This is a genomic window from Vibrio atlanticus, assembly GCF_024347315.1.
GTDB lineage: Bacteria > Pseudomonadota > Gammaproteobacteria > Enterobacterales > Vibrionaceae > Vibrio > Vibrio atlanticus.
In genome coordinates, this window is sequence record NZ_AP025461.1 from 1,453,855 (window position 1) to 1,469,760 (window position 15,906).

The window sequence follows — 15,906 nt, forward strand, 5'->3', positions numbered from 1 at the left end:
CCTTTTGAATATTATTATTGTGTTTCTAGAGCTAATTTTTAACGAGGTTTGTTTAGATAAATAGCGTGAGCGAAGCTTTATTAAACAAAGTGTTATTGAGCTAACCATCACTGGTTCTCCCAAGGGATAGCTTTTTTAAGTAATTTGTCTGTGATGAAATAGAGCGAGATAGACAGCACCGCCAAGATGAATAAGGCCGCAAACATCTCATCAATGATCATGCGCGCATTGGCTTGCAGCATTAAGTAACCTAGCCCCTCACTCGAACCGACCCACTCGCCGACAACTGCACCAATTGGGGCAATCACCACAGCCACACGAATACCAGACGCCAAAGTTGGCAGCGCAGCAGGCAATTGGATATAACGGAGCAATTGCCATTTAGATGCACCCATGGTCTTGGCAAGATCAAGATAACCAGTCGGTGTATTTCGCAGACCGTCGTAACAACAAGTGGTCACGGGGAAGAAGATAATGATCGCCGCCATCACCACTTTTGACGCGATGCCGTAACCAAGCCACAGCATCAATACTGGCGCAATCGCAAATACAGGAATCGCTTGGCTAGCGATTAAGATAGGCAACAACCAGCGTTTCAGCGGTTCGAACATCAACATCTGTAGGGCGAAAAACAGCCCCATAGACAAACCGAGTAGCAGACCAAGTAAGATCTCCTGCGCAGTCACCCAAGTGTGCTTGAGTAGCACATCGTAACGTTCAATTAGCTTGATGAAGACTTCTGCAGGTGCTGGCAGAATGAAGCTAGGCATCTCGAAGATAACCACCACCAGCTGCCATAAACCGAGAATCACGGCGCAGCTGATAAGCAAACGCATCGCGGGATTCATCTGACGAGGACGTGTAGTGGCAGTCTGTACGTTAGCTAAACGAGCCACAGCTTCGCTTCGCGTTAGATCATTCATAGTCACGCTCCAACTGATCTAAGATCGCTTGTTGTAACTCAGCACATTCACCGTCTAACACTCTTGGTGTCGCTGTATTAGGCACAGACAGTGACTGTGCACTTGCCGGAGTGCCTTGCAACACATACAAGTTATCCGCCAAACGCACCGCTTCTTGTGGATCATGAGTAATCAACACAACGGTTTTATCTCTTAACAGTTCACACGCTAAGCTCTGTAACTTGTGTCTTGTTACCGCATCCAGCGCAGAGAAAGGCTCATCCATCAGCACAACAGGCTTGTCTTGCATTAAGGTGCGAGCCAAAGCAACACGCTGGCGCATGCCGCCAGACAACTGATCCGGCATCGCATTCGCGTAATCAGCCAAACCAACCGCAGCGAGCAACTCTAGTGCTTGATTGGTTTGCTGTGCTTTATCAAAAGCTGGATTTTGAAAGCGATGACTCAGACATACATTGTCGATAACCGACAACCACGGCAGTAACAAATCTTGCTGCGCCATGTAAGCGATGCGATCCGTTAAAGGCAGTTCATCAGAGGTTACCAATGTGCCCTGCCACTCCACCTTATCGTCCAGCAAACCTGCCAGATAACGCAATACCGTGGTTTTTCCGCAGCCACTTCGACCCAACAATACCGTCCACTTACCTGCATTTAAGCTAAGCGACAATCCCGATAAGGTTACGTGCTCGCTGTCGTTATAACGTAAGGAGGCATTGCTGAGTTGAACGCCAACCGTATTAACGGACATTACCGTGCCCAGCGAAGAAGTGATTTACCGGGCCATGGCCTTGACCAACTTGAAGTTCGTCGGCATGAGCAATCGCGCGTGAAATGTATTGTTTACCTAGGTCGACAGCCTCTGGAAGCGAGTTGCCTTGAGCCAAGAAAGAAGCGATAGCAGAAGAGAGCGTACAGCCCGTGCCGTGGGTATTTTTGGTAGGAAAACGCTTCGCGCTAATCAAAGCAGATGTAGTTGGCAGAATCAGTAAGTCGTTACTGTTCTCATCTTTCTCTAGGTGGCCACCTTTTAGGAGTACCGCTTTCGCGCCCAAAGCACGCAGGTCTTCAATCATGCCCTGCATTTCAGCTTCGCTTTCAGGTACTGGCTTGCCTGTTAATGCTGCGCCTTCAGGTAAATTAGGCGTAATGATGTCTGCCAGCGGAATCAACTCTTGCTTTAGCGTCGTGATAGCTGAGTTTTCTAGAAGAAGATCACCACTTGTCGCGACCATGACAGGGTCAATCACAAGATGCTTAGGTTGGTACTGCTTAATTCTGTCCGCGACGACTTTGATGATTTGCGAATCGGCCAACATGCCGACTTTCACGGCCACGATATTGAGATCAGTAAAAACCGCATCTAACTGGCTGGCAACATGGTCGAGTGGAATAGGAAAAATAGCGGAAACGCCTTGCGTATTCTGGGAAGTGATCGCGGTAATTACCGAACAAGCAAAACTACCGGTGGCAGACATAGCTTTAATATCAGCTTGAATACCGGCACCGCCGCCACTGTCTGAGCCTGCGATAGTCAATACAATCGGAGTATTCGTGCGAATCGTATCTTCAGCAGAGTGCTGCTGTGTTGAGGATTTTGGAGTTGAGGCTTTTGGCGTTAAATCTTTTGAAATAGAACTGTGTGTCATTGTCGCTCCTACTATCTTACAAGACGTAGGAGAACGAACACTGATCGAAGGAGAAGTCGCATTAGGCTCATGAAAGTATTCATGGGTGCAGACGTAGATCGAGTGCTTATAGTTCCCTACGCCAGTGTTAACTGAATCAGGTTCAACGGGTCTCGATTAACGATCTCAGCAAACACCAAATAAGGTATATGCCCCCCGACTATTGATAGCGATAGTAACAGCACTCTCACAACTGAGATACTGATTTTATTCAATTATAAGAATTACGCATGAATAAATTTCAATTAGGCACAACAAAACAAATACTTATAGCGTTCCTTTAGATGGCTTCGACTGTATCAACAAGCACAGCACAATCAGAAACATACCTAACCAACCTATAAAAGGAATCAGCTCACCGACAACGCAGACGGCAAGCACCGCTGCAACTACTGGTTCAAACAAAGTAAGTAGATTGGCGCTACTCGCGGTCACATGGCGTAAACCAAAACTGAAGGCGATATAGCCCAAGCATTGTGGGATTAACGTCAGATAACTGATGACTAATACGTTAATCTGCGAGGAAAACAGGTTATCACCCGTAAACCAGAGTGTTGGCAGCAACAGCATCGCGCCGAGGCCAAAAATACTGCCCATCGCCGCTTGTGACTTAATCCCTTTATCGATCAGTGCTTTTGTCGCCCAAGAATAAATGGCGTAACACAACCCAGCGAGCAAACCTAAAGCAATACCCAATAGCTTGAGATCATCACCAGATTCACTCACAGATGAAGATTCTGAAAACACCAACAACCCAATACCCACCACACCAATCGCAAAGCTAGTGAGCCAACGTCGGTCAATATTATTCTTTTTGCTAATCAGACACTCTAACAGTGCCGAAAAGAAAGGTGCGGTTGCAATCGAAACCACTGTACCAATCGCCACGCCTGATAATTTCATTGAAGAATAGAAAGCTAAAGGATAGACCGCCAAAGCCAAAGCGCTCACTGCCAACAGCTTCTTATTCTGCAAAAGCTTGTCGAAAGCGAATAGGATTTTTCGATATGCCAAGCCCGCTTGCATTAGGCCACCGACGCCCATAGAAAAAGCACCAATTGCTAATGGGCTTAGATCAGGAGCAAAACTTGCGGCGGTGCCTGTCGTGCCCCATAAAATAGAAGCAAACAAGATGGCTAAAGTGCCCGTTTGGAATTCGTTAACGCGATTGATGGCAAGACTCATTTCTATTACCCAATTTTCAGTTCTGAAATAGATAATAGTGAAAATTGATAAGAGTTAGTTTGCCAAAAGGACGCTATTGTTGTTTCTAAAGACTCTCTTTCATTGAGCCTAGAAACGCCCTTGGGGACATACCAAAGTGCTGAGAGAAGCGACGACTGAAAGCAGAAACATCACTATATCCCACATTTTCAGCAATCAATTGAACCGGTAAATCGGTGTGAGTTAACAAGGCTTGGGCTTTCTCCATACGATATCGAGTGATGTATTTAAGCGCACTGATGCCCAGACATTCTTTGAAGCGTTTTTTGAATTGAGTAGGGCTCAAACAGGCCGTTTCAGCAAGTTGTGAAATGGATAACGGCTGGGTGTAGTTATCCGCAATCAGCCTTTGTACCGCACGGATTCTTGGGTCGATGCTCTTGCTGACTTGTTGTTGCTCTAACAGCAATGAAAACACATCCAAAACTGATGACTCAATGCCACTATCGACCTGATATTCCAGCTGCTTCTCAACAAACAGCAAGAAGCTCATCAAAGGTGGTGTGATCGTAAAAACCGAGAGCTCATGCTCTAACAAGTGCTGCGGCAACTCCGCCATATCCGCGACAATAAACCGCGCGGCTTCATCCGCCTTAAACGCATGTGCTGTGGTTACCGGAATCACCACACATTCGCCCACGGCCACTTTGCCAACATACCCCACCATTTCGATATTAATACTGCCTTGGATCGGCAATACCAATTGATGATGGTCATCATGAGCATGGGTATTAAATTGCTTGGTGTAAGATCGAATGCTTAAGCTAGATTTCATGAGCAACACCGGAATACATTTCGCTAGGTTAAAGTAAGAGAGACAACGTTACATTATCACTTCCCTAGAGTCATACTCAATGCTCATCAAATTCATGCTAACTAGGTGACGTGATCAAAAACGGCCTCCAAATGAGAGGCCGTATTTATTCGAATGTTAAATCACGTCAAAGATTTAAAACGATACTTGGCTATCCTGACCAACCACTACCTGAACACTATTTTGAACATCATAGATTTCAAAACCATCAGCAACCGGATCAGCATTGTCTTCATCACTGTCGTGTTGCGCTGTACAGGTATAGCCTAAAGAGTAAGTACCTGGATCAATGAAGCCCAGAGAAAACTCATAGTTGGTCTGCGCTTTATTCAATGTCACTGACGCTGAAGTGATCGGTTTTTTCTCCGCAGGACCACCAATCGGAGCCATGTCAGCTTTAACGATGTCACCTTCATACAAATAAACCGATTGAACGAAGGTATTGTCATTTGTAGGGTTACAAGATCCAAAAGTTGTTGTCGCTACAGTACCTTCAATGTTTCCTGTCTCAACCGTATTGATAAGGCTCACAGATGTTCTTTGAATGGTGTAATCAGGGAGACTTGAACTGTTCTTTAAGCCGCGTCTCAGATCGAACTCAACAACAAAATCGTTACTCTGTTGGTTCACATTGAATGAGTTGTTAAAATACAGCACACCAGCGTTATCTTCTTTACCCACACCTTGCGGGCATGCACCTTCACCTTTCACAGTTAACTGACGGTTCGTATCATCGTTTTCTATAACGTAAGAAGGTGTTGTTGGGTGGTCACCATCATGGGCAAACACACACAACTTATAACTGCCGACCGGGATGACCTCATTTTTGATCAAAGGAAGCGCCTCGCTGCCTTGGTAATCCAATAAATTAACACTTAATGGAATAGGATCCTCACCATCTGGCAATGGGTCACCGTTTTTGTCCACGTAGTTACCGTTTTCGTCCGTTTTATACACGTCATAAACCAATGGCGTACCTCCCTGCCCCGGAAGTAAAGCCACCTTACTGAATGTCACAGTGACGTCTTTCACAGCATCAATGGGCGCATCACTTACGCTCAAGGTAATCGGTGTCGTGCTGCTTGATGAACCTGAATCACCGCCACAACCAACTAGCCCAGCCAGCACAAGGCTTGCTAAAGCGGTTTCCTTTAAATACTTCATAATCAATTTCCTATAAATCCCTGCTCAATAAAGGGCTTATTTGAGTGCCCTCTTATTCTTTTCCTTAATGTGACTCATAGATAAACCGCGCTTATGGCCCAAATCGGTTAGCCCTATTATTTGGGGCTTTCTTCATCCAAAAACTCTGTTCATCAAAGTGCACATATCAGGTCGCACATAGGTTAATTAAGTCTAGTAAGTAAATTGTCAGTAGTCGCACATATTTGGCAAGGTTGCTGTCAATTGTGTTGAAATGGTCGGTATGCATAGGGTCGGAGAGGATGATTTTAAGCAACTTGATCAACGTGAATAATCGCCACCAAGATCAAAAAAGGCCGTTAAGACAGCCTATTGCTGAACTTAAACGACCTTTTCATTGAATTTTGATTAAGCTAAGACGATATCAGCTCAGTCAAACTCACTTATTTTTGAAGTTGCTCTTTAGCGGCTTCAACCTTAGAAAAATCTAGGCCAAGCTCTTCAACTGCTTCTTTGATTAGCGCAGGGTTTTGCATTACCTGACCCATCAGCATTTGAAGTTTGTCTTGAGGTAAACCAAGTTGGCTGATTGTCGCCATTGCTGCAAGAGGGTTCTCTGTCAACGTCTTGAAAATCTCGCTGATCTGCTCGTCGCTGACATTGTTCTCTTTCAACATTGCTAAAATCGGGTTCATTTTTTTGCCTTTGAAACACTAAATTAAATAGGAGCACAGCATATCATCTAGCTGTGCTCGATTGTACTAGCAAGTGAAGCTTTGGTTTAACGCGAACTGTGCTTTTCCCAAACGCAAATAATGCTTGGGCTTAGCGAGACTCTAATGGGTAAGAGCGGTAGCTCCACATACCATACGTTCTAAGAGCGTCACGGTAGATGCCTAGAAGCTCACCACTGCTCGCTTTCTTAAGATCTTCTAGCGGCTTATCTGGGTAAGAAACCGTATCGAAGGTAATGCCCTGAGGGCCAGTTTGCCAGCTAGCAATTTCAAACAGAGTTTGACCACGACGAACATGGCTTGCCGAGCTGATAATGGTCGCATGTTTAATATCATGACGAGCAAGCGCATAGCTACTGAACAAGGCATTGCCTACCGTGCTGGTCGCGTAGTTCTCTTCAATGATGCGGTCTTTGCTTACCCCTTTTGAGATAAGCCAATCCGCCATTAACTTGCCTTCTGTCTTATGGTTCTTAGGCACGCCGCCGGTTAACACGATCATCGCGTCTGGGTTAGCTTTCGACATTGCTAATGTCGTTTCAAGACGTTCAATCAAGATTTCATGCATAGAACCATCTGGATTAAGCGCATAGCCCAAAGTAACGATGGCACCGTGGTCGCTCAACAGCCCCTTATCTGCAGACTCTTTAAGAGGTGTTTCTAACACGCGGTCAACCGTTGCAAAAATACGTTTAATGTCTTCTGCCTTGCCTTTATTCAGGCTTTCCAGCTTCTCCATGTGCTTATTCGATTCACTGTCGTTGCCTTCAAATCTTTGCCAAACCGCAAGATATGCGTGCAAGTCGACATCGTCTGGCGCAACCGTCAGTGCTTGTTCAAACAACTCAATAGCGCGCTCTGCGTTCTTGTTGTAGATCTGAGCGTTCGCAGCCGAGATCAACAAATCAGTACGGTAAGGTTCTAGCTGGTACGCTTCTAACAATCGGTTAGTCACAATTTCCATGTTGCTTGGCATTTTAGCCGTGAAGCCCGCGTGTGAAATTCTTGCCGGAGACTTAAACGCCTGCAACGCATCAAGAAGTAATTGGTCGACAACTTGTCGCTTAGTCACTAACTGCGCGTAGTCCGCAGAAGCCTGCACTGCGCCATCGTTAGCGGCAAAAGAATAAGGTGTTGCGCCAAAAGCGAGCATGCCACCAAGAGCGAGGGCGATAATGTTCTTTTTCATGGAAAGATCCTGTGTCGTTAAGTGTTCACATCAGATTTGCTCACCAATGTAAGTCCCTAAGATTAAAAAACTGTGAACCACACCAAAATCTCCAAGGTTAATATTCATTTGTTGCATAAGGTGTGGCAACAGATCACGATTTTGAACTTACCAATAAGCCTGTGTATCCAGATAATTCTGGTTTGAACCAGTGCTCAACGTTTTTGTTGGAATATCTGACTGCGGATTTCATACGCCCTATTCCACCGAAAACCACCCATCACAAACCCGAACTCCGCAAAAAACAACACGCCCAAAAAACAACTTTAAGCTAATTTTTTCAACAACTTGAAATTCAACACACTGAATCGCTCGATTCCATTCTCGCTCTAATAAAGAAGTTTTAAGCACATAGACTTAAAACACGCATCAGCCGATTTTCAAATAAATTAAAATCAATTATTGAACGACCGTTCAAGTGGTGCTTTAATGAATTACCAATACAAGGAGTTACCCCATGCTTAAGTTTTATTTTCACCATACACCCAACCCAATGAAGATCGCTCTGTTTTTGGAAGAGACAGGTCTAGATTTTGAACTCGTTCCTGTTGATACCTTAAAGGGTGAGCAGCACACTCCGGAATATCGTTTGATTAACCCGAACGGTAAAACACCAGCCATTGAAGACGATGGGCAACGCGTGTTCGATTCAAACGCTATACTTTTGTACCTATCAGAGAAGACAGGCAAGCTTGGTGGTCAGCCAGAAGACAGAGCCGAACTGCTCTCTTGGATGATGTTTATCGCGAGCGGCCTTGGGCCTTATTCGGGTCAATCGGTACACTTCCGTCATGCTGCTCCAGCAGGCTTAGACTACGCTGTGAACCGTTACCTACGTGAAGCGCAACGTCATTACGAAGTGTTAGAGAAGCATATGGAAGGCCGTGAATTTATCGTCGGAAATGAGTACACCATTGCCGATGTATCCGCATGGGGTTGGATTGATAAAGCGCCTGTCGTGCTTGGTGAAGAAGGCCTAGAACCTTACCCGAACTTGAAGCGTTGGTTTAACGCAATTAACACACGCCCAGCCGCACTGCGCGCCCGAGAAACCGGCAAAGACGTTGAATTTAAAACCGAACGTGATGAAGAAGCGAAACGAGCACTGTTTCCTTCGAATTATGCGAAGTAGAAGTAGTGGAATCTGATAATAAGGCTCAGTAGTAATCTACTGGGCCACTTTTCTTCACCTTGATTACTCCTCAGTAACCGTTCCATCCCTCCTAGTTCAAAACCTCCATCCTGATTCCATCCCCCTAACCTGCGTATTGAATAAGTAACCTCAAAGTCGTAAGTAACTGTTGCAAGTCATGAAATACAGATTTAGAGCTACTTGATATGAGATCATAATGATATTCTATTTATCATTAAAAATTTCATAGGCTTTGAAACGAGCCTTTAAGTCGATCTAAGCGTGGTTTGTATATGATGGGCATCGAGCACGATGGAACTACATTCATTGTCGATAAAGAAGTTCACCAAGCAGTAAGCGGCACTTACCTAGTGGATATGGACGGCCTACTGTCTCTAAACGACATTCAGCGCTTACCAGGTAAGAAACTAGCGATCAGCTTTAACGGCTCAACTCTAACAGTCGAAGAAGATGAAGTGAGAGTTGTCGGTAGAGTTGCTTTGGTTATGGAGAAGAAGTGATGGATATCATCGATATCCTCCAACTCAGAAAGGAACATATAGACAGGCTTTCAAGCACTAGCGGTTCGCAAGGTGAAAACTTAGCGATTCAAAAAAACCAACAGTGGGTTGAGAGGCCAAAAGCAAAAGAGCTTAATAATTTACTAAGCCTGCTCTCTAAAAGTGGCATAAATATTAAACGAACAAGTTTTGATGCAATAGAGCTACCTGAAGATGTTTCTATTGATTTTGGTTGTTTAGATTCGATTAAAGCTAGCTTGCATCTAATGAACTTCATTGAGATAAAGACGCCAAACAAAGAGTCAGTTAAAGAGGACTTTACAGGTTACTTTTTTGCTTTCACTGAAGGTGAACTTCACGCAGCAGAACAACTGGGAGAACGCCATAAGGTCGCGCTGGTAAACAAAAGGACAAATAACATTGCTATGTCGTCTGTCCCTAAGTTATTAGCAAGAGCTAAGTCAATGAACTGGCAAGTTTCAATCCAATTGTAAATAAAATCAAACAATTAGATATGGATTTTCTTGCTGGGCATCTTTCCGCTTTTGAACATCAGAGACACCATTAGTTTGAAACTTCCAGTAATCGGCAATCTGGCCATAATAATCTTTCCACCAATGTTCATGTGAAGACTTAATAATTGCTTGATATGTTGTATCTTCTCTGAAGTTCTGCCAAATTCGACGTTCAAAAAAATTGGTTAGCACCATGTCAAAAGCCAAAAACAAGTCAAGAGGAGGGTGTTGCAGCCTTGGAGCATCGAGTAAGACTAACTCTCCATAGTTTTCAGTATTCTCTTTTATTCTCCTTCCGCCATGATGGATGTGATACCTCGGATGAATAAAATTCGGTTGCCCTGTAGTGTGATGGTGAAAATCCAAGTGCCATGCTCCGCGAGCAATTTCACCGTCTTCAGTCAATGCTTCATAATCAATCTCAACTAGAGCCTCTTTAACATTCCCATATTTGAAAGGCTGATTTGCGTCCATTTGAATATCTAAGTGAAGCTTAACTTCAAGTGAGTCGGCATCCCAATTACCAGAAATAAACTGACCTTCAGACACATTGTCAAACTTTAAATCAATCAAACTGTACTTAAGCCCACTAGGAAAGTCTGAACGTTCCAATGTGCTCTTTAGTTGATAAAGAGGTCCTGTATCAGCCAAAATCTCATAGTCACTAGCTTCTATCAATTTTGTTAGATTACCAACGTTTTCTAGCAACTGAGGTTTACTCGCCACTTCTTGTTAACCTCCAGTATAAAGCTTTAACCTTCTTCTGGTGATCAGAATGCACCTTGTATTTAGCTCGATCGCACTCTCTATCATGAGTAGTCTGAGGGTCTAAATAAAGAGGTACTTCCCACGGCATCAGATCTGGTTTACTAACTAATAATGCATCCGCAGGGTCCAAGGGAGTATCAGATGCTATACAGTTAACCCAAAATTTCTCACTTTGTTTTCCATTCTTATATTTGGGAGAAATCTCAACTAAATTATGTAGTCCGGTAAATACTTTAATTGCTTCAACTCTTTCACTAGCAGTTAAAGCACGTAAAACATTCTTATGTATATTATTGTCATACCACCAATCTTCGAGTCGCGAAAACCACCAACGTTCTTTTATTGATGCAAACACGCCTTGATACTTTGCTTCTTCTAACAATATTTTAAGAGACTCCCAGTCTGATGACTGTTCAATATCAATACCTAGCCGGGTTGCTAGCACCTTTTCGGTCACCAGCATTCCGCTACTTCGTACTAAAGAATTTAAAATAAGAGAAATTAACGTATGTGGGTCGTGTATCTTTGCGTTGACATGCTCGATAAATCGTTTATCTGAGTATTTAAAAGCCTTACTATCCCATCGTAATAATGGTTCCAATAAGCGTTCTATGTTTTTTTCTCTACTAACTCGAGGTTGAACTTCATTATTTGCTATATGATAAGCATCAGCCAACCCTAAAAGAATATGGCTTGCTTGATGGGCAAATCGTTCACATTTCGAGACAGCTGTTTTCCCCAAAGTGAAATCAAATAAGTTATGAGCACTTTCGTCTTTATTAAAATATTGAACAAATACTTCTTCATTAGATAATAAAACAATTGGCGCATGTGGGACATGACCTCCGATCATTTCAGTTCTAAGGTTCTGTGCTAATGAAGTACCCCAATATCCTGCTACTTCCTCTCGCTCATTAGCAGCATCAAGTCTTTGGTCAATAATAAACCCATCAAACTTACCCTCCAAGAATATACTTTGAACTTCTTTCATAGGACGGGTTTGAATATGAGTTATACTCAGATTAGAATCAGAGTGGTACTCGAGCTCAGCAATTAGTTCTTCTAAGTCGCTCGTTTTATCATCATCGATATAAAGATAGTTAATAGACATCTTCTGGAATCTCACGTTCATTTGCTCTAGGAATAACTACTTGAATACAAGTACTGTATTTTTCTGTTGGTTCAACAACACTTATCTCTCCATCAAAACCATCAACAATTTCTTGTGTTATAGTTAAACCGAGTCCCATCCCTTTCATCTGAATATCTTCATTTACATATGCCCCACCGGAAAGTTCAGTCGTAAATAGAGGGTTAAATACTTTACCCCAATTTTCCGGAGGAATACCATCACCATTGTCCTCAAAGCGTAAAACATGATCATCTTCTGTAGAGGTAAGAGTCAGTTTTAATTTTCCTTGAGGTCTATTACATCGAATTATAGCCTTACAAGCATTTGTAAACAAATTCATAAGGACTGAGGATATTTCAGAAATATGGATCGCTTTCGTCCAGAAGTCATCGCCAGCAAAGTCAGTTACTAATTGATATGACCGACGCTTTAAAGACGGCTCCATAGCCGAAAAAAATGCTTTAACGACTTCTCTTAATTCTAGTGGCTCTTTGACTCTATTTGAATTATTCTGGATCGTACTTGTAAAAAAGTCAGAATATGAAACAAGCATTTTAATATTTGAGTCAATTTTCGTTGCTGACTTCAATGCTGGTGCATTGTCCGAAACCGCTCTTTTTAACTGTTTACCATTTAGCGTCAACGCATTTAGATATAGTTGAATTTCATGAGTAAACTCCGCTATTGCTAACCCTGTAGATGAGAGGACCCTATACATATTCTTCTCATCAATTAGTTCTCTAATTAGTTTTTGTTGTTCTTCAAATGTTTCTTTTAAAGTATCTGCTGTTGCTTTATCGATACCAGAGGTTGGTAGCGAGGATGGCTCGGAGAATAAATCAAATGTGGATTGATTTTCATCAATATCAGGCGAGTCTACAGAACTATCTAAACCAGAAATCACACTAGTTAGTTGCTCATTTGTTGCTTCTAATTTTTCTTCTGTTGTAGGAGGTTTAGGTTTAAAGCCTTGCTGACTCGATGTTACTTTTTTACCACGAGCAGAAGCAATACGCCGTACAGCACTTGTTATAACTTCATATGCAGTTACTCGCAGCTCTTCAAAATGAGCATTTTCAATTAAGCCTTCACGAGATGATGTTTCATCAAATAACTTACCATCGATATTTACAATATCAATACTTCCAACGAAGTTTGTATTAGAGTGTGGTGGTAGAATTTTGCGTCGACGAACTGAGTCATCGAGTCCTAGCCAATCATCGTATCGACTACCATACGGAGCTACATAAAACCCATTCCTATATAGCTTGATTCCACCATTTTCATTAGTATATGAACTTAGGTGCTTTCTTGAACTTGATCTCGATAATGTGAAATAGTGAGCGCTGAACCTAAAGTTAGCTTGTTGAAGAGCTTTGCTTCTTATTTCGGGAAGGGGGAATGAATCTTCAAGTTTAGCATCTTTAATACCTTTAATAGTTACTTGAATCTTACCTTCATTTGTTATTTCTGCAGAGATAAGAGCATCAGCCTCGCTCAAAAACTCGGTATCATCACTCTTAAACTCAAGTAGCTCCCCAGAAATTGGCACGAGCGTATAAAAACGAGGTTTGAAGCCAGGGTCAATAACACCTGACGGTAAAGCTTGTGGGGCACTCTTTACAACTGCACTAATATACTTAAAAGTCGTAGAGTGATTAAGTTCATTCCATACTTCTCTAGTATTGGATATTTCTAGCTTTGTACCCTTTTCAAAACCATGATCTTCCCAACTTTCTCTAATTGAATTAGAAATCGAAAGTAGATTGGATTTTGCTTGATAACTCTTCCAATCTATATCAATTATCAAGTACGGACACTCTATTGATGTTCGAGTAATAATTCTTAAATTATGTCCAATTTTCTGAGCAGAAAATCGTCCAATACCTTTCCGGCCAGCTCTGGCTCGTTTGTAGGTAGGGGATACAGGATAGTCTTCTTTTTCAGACGTACTAATAGTCATAAAGCCTTTAATTAAAGCTTCTTTACTCATCCCATTACCATTATCTAAAATAGTAATCTTCCCGCCAATATGTTCAGTACGTTCAAAAATCACATCAACTGTCGTAGCTTCAGCATCATAAGCATTTTTAATCAGCTCACTAAGAGCAGTTGTCTTTTTTGCCACCAACTGCTCACCAAGACGCTTAACAAGGTTTCCATCAACAGTAAAGCGCACGTTATCTTCATCATGTACAGACAATTGGGATGCAACATCTAAAATTTTGCCATAGTCTAACGCTGAATCATCGCTTTCAACTAACTTAGCCAACTCTTTCCTGAGCTCTGATTTATTACTCATTGTAGCTTTTAACTCCCTTATAGCGCTCTTTTCTCAAGAAATGAGCACCCTTAATCAACTGTTCACACTGCTCTTTAGTTACAAGATTACTTTTTATAAGAATGTTATCGACAATAGCCGTAACCTCATCCATTGAATTTTTTTTGATATATATTTCTATTTCGGGAACAGCTCGTTTAAATTCACTTACACATTCATCCGTTAACAGGATCTCTATTTTTCGACCTGCACTTGGCTCTATCTTCAGCACGCCGGAACTGTATGCTCGCCCTTCTAATTCAGCAGAAAGTTGTGAATAGCTAGAAAGTAGCGACACTGCAATAGCTAATTTTTCATCTGCACCCATTTTCTTATCATGAAAAAATATTTTATGTATTGAGTTAGTGCAGTTAATCTTTCCTTGGTTGATCACCATTCTTGGGCCAAGGTGAATCATATAAGACATAAACGCGTCGGAGATTATATTGTCATCAGGAGCAAACCAATGAGGTCGCTTTTTAAAAGTGCGATTATCTTCAATCTCTTTAGCTGTGATCTGTGACAAGTACTGACTTACAGGACTAGATGTGTCCTGCATTTGTTCTGGCGTTGCATGTACCAAGTAAGCTCGTTTATTGTTTTTTTGGATGGCTCGTTGTCTTAGAACAGAATGTTTCACTCCAATAAATGAGGGGAAACGGCCTACTACTGGCCTCAAGCATTCTTCTGGAAGGTTGTATTTATCTACTGTTTTTTTGTCGATGATAAAGTACTTGTTGGCACCAGTAACCATACCTATTTTTATGTCTAAGTACTGGCTAAGTGGATGTGCGTATCTTTTTGAAGATAAAGATTCATACACTTCTTTTACACATTGGGGCAGTAGATCAAGCTTATACTTTCCGAAGTTAAAAGCTGTGTTTGTAACATCTTCAGTCAGACTCAACGTTAACTCTTCTAATGTATCAACGTAATCGACAGAAACACCGCCATTGTTGATTTTAGCTGAGCTAAAACCATCAGCAATAAGAATAATTGATGTTTCTTTAGCCCCTTCGCTTCTAAAAAAGCGCTCTGCTAATTTAATAAGCTTTACGCTCTTGAAGTGCTTCTGATGGATTTCAATGAGGTTCTTAGCATAGTCAGCATGTAGCAAGCTACTTGGTAAAACCCAAGCAACTCGACCGCCTTCTTTAATAAATGACAGGCTATGTAACAGGAAAAATGCCCATAAGCTTGCATTACGCCCCATAGTTACGTCAGAGAAAGGAGAGGCTTGCAAAATTTTGTCACAAGACTCACGCTGCTCTTTTGTCATATTGTGCATTGAAACATAAGGAGGATTGCCAAGCACAACATCAAATTTGTTCGTCAAAAAATCTTCAGGTTGAACTGAAATAAAGTCACTTTTGATAAAGCGCTTTTTTGTATCAACAACACGCCCAAATTTCTGACTTAAAATATCAAAAGCGTGTTTATCTATATCAACACCATAAAGTTGTTGATCTGGAGAGCCACAGTTTATGGCCTGCAATCGTTTGATACAGCTATCGAAAAAACCACACCCTCCAAAACTAGGCTCTAAAATTGTTTCTTCTGGTCTTGTTATCGCCCAATCTACAAGAATTTGGCTTAGCTCGGGTGGTGTATAGTAAGCTCCAAGCTCTCTTTTCTTAGGCAATGAGTGCGGATTCATTTTTGTTTTTCCTTTACGAACTGGGCTATCCCAAATTCTAATGTTACGCTCATTTTACCTTATATCTTCAACAACTTGAACATATTCCCCATTAATAACTCGAGAAC

14 protein-coding genes, 1 pseudogene and 1 riboswitch are annotated in these 15,906 nt (G+C 42.1%); of the genes and pseudogenes, 3 read left to right on the forward strand and 12 right to left on the reverse strand.

What is annotated here, in order from left to right:
• Nucleotides 1-107 precede the first annotated feature (107 nt).
• From OCV30_RS22085 to OCV30_RS22120, 8 genes are all read right to left on the reverse strand, one after another.
• Nucleotides 108-923, reverse strand: coding sequence for an ABC transporter permease (locus OCV30_RS22085; protein ID WP_065678827.1), 816 nt, complete (start codon nt 921-923; stop codon nt 108-110).
• On the reverse strand, nt 916-1,674 hold the full coding sequence (locus OCV30_RS22090) for an ABC transporter ATP-binding protein (RefSeq protein WP_065678828.1): 759 nt from the start codon (nt 1,672-1,674) through the stop codon (nt 916-918). The genes OCV30_RS22085 and OCV30_RS22090 overlap by 8 nt, the downstream gene beginning before the upstream one ends.
• Nucleotides 1,664-2,572 (reverse strand): bifunctional hydroxymethylpyrimidine kinase/phosphomethylpyrimidine kinase, encoded by a 909-nt coding sequence (gene thiD / locus OCV30_RS22095; protein ID WP_065678829.1) that lies wholly within the window; start codon nt 2,570-2,572, stop codon nt 1,664-1,666. The genes OCV30_RS22090 and thiD overlap by 11 nt, the downstream gene beginning before the upstream one ends.
• A gap of 96 nt (nt 2,573-2,668) precedes the next feature.
• A riboswitch (TPP riboswitch) is annotated at nt 2,669-2,780 on the reverse strand.
• A gap of 98 nt (nt 2,781-2,878) precedes the next feature.
• On the reverse strand, nt 2,879-3,796 hold the full coding sequence (locus tag OCV30_RS22100) for a DMT family transporter (protein WP_065678830.1): 918 nt from the start codon (nt 3,794-3,796) through the stop codon (nt 2,879-2,881).
• Nucleotides 3,797-3,881: 85 nt separating this feature from the next.
• Nucleotides 3,882-4,610, reverse strand: a complete 729-nt coding sequence (locus OCV30_RS22105) for a helix-turn-helix domain-containing protein (protein WP_029223732.1) — start codon at nt 4,608-4,610, stop codon at nt 3,882-3,884.
• A 174-nt stretch (nt 4,611-4,784) separates the two neighbouring features.
• Nucleotides 4,785-5,813 carry a DUF4382 domain-containing protein gene (locus OCV30_RS22110; RefSeq protein ID WP_065678831.1) on the reverse strand — a complete coding sequence of 343 codons (1,029 nt, stop codon included), beginning with the start codon at nt 5,811-5,813 and terminating at the stop codon, nt 4,785-4,787.
• Between the two features lie 422 nt (nt 5,814-6,235).
• The gene (locus tag OCV30_RS22115; protein ID WP_065678832.1) at nt 6,236-6,487 is read right to left on the reverse strand and encodes a DUF2999 domain-containing protein; all 252 of its coding nucleotides are present in this window, start codon (nt 6,485-6,487) and stop codon (nt 6,236-6,238) included.
• Nucleotides 6,488-6,617: 130 nt separating this feature from the next.
• Nucleotides 6,618-7,715 carry a YdcF family protein gene (locus OCV30_RS22120; protein WP_009844828.1) on the reverse strand — a complete coding sequence of 366 codons (1,098 nt, stop codon included), beginning with the start codon at nt 7,713-7,715 and terminating at the stop codon, nt 6,618-6,620.
• 496 nt (nt 7,716-8,211) lie between these two features.
• On the opposite strand from OCV30_RS22120, the gene OCV30_RS22125 reads away from it, so the two are divergent.
• From OCV30_RS22125 to OCV30_RS22135, 3 genes and pseudogenes are all read left to right on the forward strand, one after another.
• Nucleotides 8,212-8,886, forward strand: coding sequence for a glutathione S-transferase family protein (locus tag OCV30_RS22125; RefSeq protein ID WP_065678833.1), 675 nt, complete (start codon nt 8,212-8,214; stop codon nt 8,884-8,886).
• Nucleotides 8,887-9,173: 287 nt separating this feature from the next.
• Nucleotides 9,174-9,407, forward strand: a pseudogene (locus OCV30_RS22130) (S24/S26 family peptidase); the annotation flags it as partial.
• Nucleotides 9,407-9,901 carry a hypothetical protein gene (locus OCV30_RS22135; protein WP_065678835.1) on the forward strand — a complete coding sequence of 165 codons (495 nt, stop codon included), beginning with the start codon at nt 9,407-9,409 and terminating at the stop codon, nt 9,899-9,901. The pseudogene OCV30_RS22130 and the gene OCV30_RS22135, both read left to right, overlap by 1 nt.
• A gap of 6 nt (nt 9,902-9,907) precedes the next feature.
• Here OCV30_RS22135 and OCV30_RS22140 read toward each other — a convergent pair whose 3' ends face one another.
• The 4 genes from OCV30_RS22140 to OCV30_RS22155 are packed head-to-tail and all read right to left on the reverse strand — an operon-like array spanning nt 9,908 to nt 15,799.
• The gene (locus tag OCV30_RS22140; protein WP_065678836.1) at nt 9,908-10,648 is read right to left on the reverse strand and encodes a hypothetical protein; all 741 of its coding nucleotides are present in this window, start codon (nt 10,646-10,648) and stop codon (nt 9,908-9,910) included.
• Nucleotides 10,638-11,801: a hypothetical protein gene (locus OCV30_RS22145; protein WP_065678837.1), complete on the reverse strand. Its 1,164-nt coding sequence runs from the start codon at nt 11,799-11,801 to the stop codon at nt 10,638-10,640. The genes OCV30_RS22140 and OCV30_RS22145 overlap by 11 nt, the downstream gene beginning before the upstream one ends.
• A complete protein-coding gene (locus OCV30_RS22150; protein WP_065678838.1) occupies nt 11,791-14,124 on the reverse strand; it encodes a sensor histidine kinase in 2,334 nt (777 codons plus the stop codon). The genes OCV30_RS22145 and OCV30_RS22150 overlap by 11 nt, the downstream gene beginning before the upstream one ends.
• Nucleotides 14,117-15,799 (reverse strand): N-6 DNA methylase, encoded by a 1,683-nt coding sequence (locus OCV30_RS22155; protein WP_065678839.1) that lies wholly within the window; start codon nt 15,797-15,799, stop codon nt 14,117-14,119. The genes OCV30_RS22150 and OCV30_RS22155 overlap by 8 nt, the downstream gene beginning before the upstream one ends.
• Between the last annotated feature and the right edge of the window lie 107 nt (nt 15,800-15,906).

Excerpts from the sequence above, each read along its gene's own strand:
- OCV30_RS22090 (WP_065678828.1), bottom strand. The coding sequence starts at position 1,674 with ATGTCCGTTAATACGGTTGGCGTTCAACTCAGCAATGCCTCCTTACGT.
- OCV30_RS22120 (WP_009844828.1), bottom strand. The coding sequence starts at position 7,715 with ATGAAAAAGAACATTATCGCCCTCGCTCTTGGTGGCATGCTCGCTTTT.
- OCV30_RS22105 (WP_029223732.1), bottom strand. The coding sequence starts at position 4,610 with ATGAAATCTAGCTTAAGCATTCGATCTTACACCAAGCAATTTAATACC.
- OCV30_RS22135 (WP_065678835.1), top strand. The coding sequence starts at position 9,407 with ATGGATATCATCGATATCCTCCAACTCAGAAAGGAACATATAGACAGG.
- OCV30_RS22110 (WP_065678831.1), bottom strand. The coding sequence starts at position 5,813 with ATGAAGTATTTAAAGGAAACCGCTTTAGCAAGCCTTGTGCTGGCTGGG.
- OCV30_RS22115 (WP_065678832.1), bottom strand. The coding sequence starts at position 6,487 with ATGAACCCGATTTTAGCAATGTTGAAAGAGAACAATGTCAGCGACGAG.
- OCV30_RS22125 (WP_065678833.1), top strand. The coding sequence starts at position 8,212 with ATGCTTAAGTTTTATTTTCACCATACACCCAACCCAATGAAGATCGCT.
- OCV30_RS22145 (WP_065678837.1), bottom strand. The coding sequence starts at position 11,801 with ATGTCTATTAACTATCTTTATATCGATGATGATAAAACGAGCGACTTA.
- OCV30_RS22085 (WP_065678827.1), bottom strand. The coding sequence starts at position 923 with ATGAATGATCTAACGCGAAGCGAAGCTGTGGCTCGTTTAGCTAACGTA.
- thiD (WP_065678829.1), bottom strand. The coding sequence starts at position 2,572 with ATGACACACAGTTCTATTTCAAAAGATTTAACGCCAAAAGCCTCAACT.
- OCV30_RS22100 (WP_065678830.1), bottom strand. The coding sequence starts at position 3,796 with ATGAGTCTTGCCATCAATCGCGTTAACGAATTCCAAACGGGCACTTTA.
- OCV30_RS22150 (WP_065678838.1), bottom strand. The coding sequence starts at position 14,124 with ATGAGTAATAAATCAGAGCTCAGGAAAGAGTTGGCTAAGTTAGTTGAA.
- OCV30_RS22155 (WP_065678839.1), bottom strand. The coding sequence starts at position 15,799 with ATGAATCCGCACTCATTGCCTAAGAAAAGAGAGCTTGGAGCTTACTAT.